General features: G+C 53.3%; 3 protein-coding genes. 2 read left to right on the top strand and 1 reads right to left on the bottom strand.

Annotated features, from left to right (window positions below; all coding sequences use genetic code 11):
- Positions 1-1,057 (top strand): IS1595 family transposase (locus A7A77_RS17140; protein WP_216635615.1); only part of this gene is annotated, 1,057 nt, incomplete at its 5' end.
- A gap of 140 nt (positions 1,058-1,197) precedes the next feature.
- On the opposite strand, the gene A7A77_RS17135 is transcribed toward A7A77_RS17140, so the two are convergent.
- Positions 1,198-1,971: a GGDEF domain-containing protein gene (locus A7A77_RS17135; protein ID WP_216635614.1), complete on the bottom strand. Its 774-nt coding sequence runs from the start codon at positions 1,969-1,971 to the stop codon at positions 1,198-1,200.
- 319 nt (positions 1,972-2,290) lie between these two features.
- On the opposite strand from A7A77_RS17135, the gene A7A77_RS17680 reads away from it, so the two are divergent.
- Positions 2,291-2,926, top strand: a complete 636-nt coding sequence (locus A7A77_RS17680; RefSeq protein ID WP_082836226.1) for a PilZ domain-containing protein — start codon at positions 2,291-2,293, stop codon at positions 2,924-2,926.
- Positions 2,927-3,098 lie beyond the last annotated feature (172 nt).

Below are 3,098 nucleotides of genomic sequence, written 5' to 3'. Positions count from 1 at the left end.
CGCAAGGTGGGACCGCGACAGCGCTTACGGAGTTAACGGCTTCATGCCTGAAATATCTGCTGAATATCTTGCCAAGTTCAGGGAGGAACAGTCACTCCATCCTCGCATGCCTTGGGGGCAGGTGGGGCAAGAGGGGACCAGTTTTCGTGCCTTGCTTGCTGCGCTGCCGGATGAGGAGGCTTGCATCGAGCACGTCTTCAACGTCCGATTTGGCCAATGGCACCCCTGCCTGAAGTGTGGGAAACCGTGCAAGTGGTTCCGGATCAGGTCATATCGTCGATATGGCAATAACTGTTGTGGTGGTGCATCCGTATCGCCGACCGCCAACACAGTTTTCAACAGGACACAAATTCCGTTGACCGACTGGTTTCATCTCATGCTGCTGTTCACAAATAGTCGCACCGGGATTTCGACCCATTTTGCGCAACGGCATTTTGGCATTGCTCAAAAGGCGGCCTATCGTGCGGTCGACCGAGTTCGTACGCATCTGGCACTGCTTGAGGGGGTCAGGATGGTGGGCGGCCCGGGTGTCCCGGTTTATGTAGACGAGACACTGTTGAATGGTGTCCGCACGCTATCGCGTTCCGGGAAAGGGAAGGCGATCTTGATGGGGCTGACCGACGGCGATGTAGTGACGACGGCGATCATTCCAGACCGACGTTCGGATACGTTGTTTTCCGTGATTGATCAAAGGGTTCGGAAAGGCTCGATAATCGTCACCGACAGCTACAATTCCTATAAGCGCCTGGCCGATCTCGGGTGGGCGCGAGAGACGGTAAATCACTCTAAAGGCTTCTGGGTGAACGAATCGGGCTTCAGCCAGAGTCGCATCGAATCTTATTGGGCTGTTTTCAAGAGGATGATCCGCGGGACACACCTGCACGTCAGGCGGGACAAACTTTGGAAATATGTGAACGCATTCAATTTCTGTTATAACAGGCGCATGCGTTCTCATGAGACATTCTGGGATATGATCTCTGCCTTCCCTGAATTTCCACCCAAGATCACTCCTCCCAAAGAGCTGCATCTCGTTCCACATCGTTACCTCGAAAGCTAAACAGGCGTGATGATCGAACAATCCTCAGACGAGCTGCCTCGCTACGCTTGAACTGGAGCGAACGTCCCCTTTTGTTATGGTTCCGGTCGCGAGGTGTGATGCACTCACGTCGAGTGTCAAACCTACCCATCGGGCGATGGTCACGCCGCGAGAACGAGATCCTGTTTCGGCGCTTCAGCCATTCTGAAGCTGGCTTTCCCGTTTCTCTTCACGCGGTACATAATTTGATCGGCTTCAGAGAGAATGTCATCGAGGAGATTGTGTGACGGGCTCTCGAGCAAAATTGCTCCTATACTCGCCGTGAGATTTGGCCGCACCGTCCCTACTGCGTGAGTGATTTGCCGTCCGATCGACGAAAGCTCCTGACGATCTTTGACATCGCGAATAACGATTGCAAACTCATCTCCGCCCAAGCGCGCGATCAAGTTGTTGCTCCCAATTATTTCGCCAACTTTTGTCACCAGGAGTTTCAGCACTGCATCGCCGGCGGCATGCCCTTGCGTATCATTGATGGACTTAAAATCATCGAGATCCAAGAATAGCAAAGCTATTGCTTGCCCTCCCAACCTCAGGTTTTCCAGTTCTTTGGTCAAGATCCTCCTCGCCGCATAGCTGCTCGCCGCTCCAGTTAACGCATCGTAGTCGGCTGCACTCTTCTCTGCCTCAAACGACCGACGCAACGACCCCATCCACTCCGCTGAGGCCAGCAGAACCGCGCCGATGCTCGTCATATCAAGCAGTGGTGCGTCCTGCAGCAAAGCTGTAAATATGATCAAAGTCGCGCCGACAAATGAAACCACCCTGCCGGCCAGCTGGCTGCTGTTCCAGCGGATCAACAGAGCAGCCGCCATCAGGCATACCGATGACACAATCGAGGGGATCAGGCCGTTTACAGCAAGGACCGACAGCAGCACGAACGTGGTGCCGGCTATGATGAGAACGTTCTCAGGGCGGACCCGACGGCTGATGCCGCTGGGAAGCTGGGGGGCTGAAGCCTTGAGGCGTTCGGAAATATGGTGGTGGGGCCGCATCCGCACAATGTGAATGCAGAAGGTTAATATTTTGTCATATGCCGGTGATCATGCAGCGCAATACGGCGCGAATGAACGTTAAATGCACGGCGGTGTTATTGACTCGTGGTGATCGCTATCGCCAGTGAATCAACAGCATTAATGGGTTTTTAGTGTTTGAAGAGGAAAGTCGGGCAAAGTTACAACCGCGAGAAGTGATACGATGGCCTATCATCAGCATTCCGATTTCCAGGAAATTGTCGAGAGACGGCGCGAAGACGATCCTCGTACGCAAACTGTCTACCGTCCTTGCGCACTCGAAATTGCTGAGAATCTATACCCAGGCCTGCTGCGCAATATTTCGGAACATGGCGCTCAGATAGATGTGTTCCACGATCTCGAAGTTGGTGACATGGTGATCTATGACGACGGCGTCCGTGGGGCTATCGAAGGGCACGTCCTTTGGCGGGAAGGTGATCGTTACGGCATTCGAAACTCAGAGAAAGCGTCAGTCTACACCAGTCGGTATTTCGAGCGTGGGAATGCTTATCGGAGCATCAGAATTCCGATCGAACTGGCTTCGACGACCTGGATACGCGGTAGCGCGAATCCATTTGTGATCTCGAATATTTCACTTTCCGGAGCGCAAATCAGCGGCGCCGTTCCAAATGGCGCTGAAGTGGGAGAACTATGTACCGTCAGGATCGGCAAAGTCGGAGATATTTCCTGTAGCATTCGCTGGATCGACAATGGGTGTTTCGGTGTAAAATTTTCACGGCTTTTGACTGTACGGGAACTGACCGAGTTGTTGGTCATCAACGATGCTGGAAATTCGAGAAAGTTCGAGCCTTCTTCGTGATTTGATCTGACCTTCGTGGGCGAGTAAACTCGAAGACGGGTAGGTGCATCAGGCGTCACGGGACATTCCGTGGACGCTGTAAATTTGGCTGAACCAAGGTACATCGAGTTCTCTTGTGCGAGAAGCCGTCGACGCATCTCGGTAAGCGCTGTTTTCAGCCCACGTCGCCCCA

The sequence above is a fragment of the Croceicoccus bisphenolivorans genome (assembly GCF_001634625.1).
In the GTDB taxonomy this organism is placed as follows: Bacteria; Pseudomonadota; Alphaproteobacteria; order Sphingomonadales; family Sphingomonadaceae; genus Croceicoccus; species Croceicoccus bisphenolivorans.
The sequence above is the reverse complement of the archived record's forward strand: the minus strand, read 5'-3'. Positions and strand labels throughout refer to the sequence as shown.

Coding starts and splice junctions, on each gene's coding strand:
- A7A77_RS17680 (WP_082836226.1), top strand. CDS start 2,291: ATGGCCTATCATCAGCATTCCGATTTCCAGGAAATTGTCGAGAGACGG.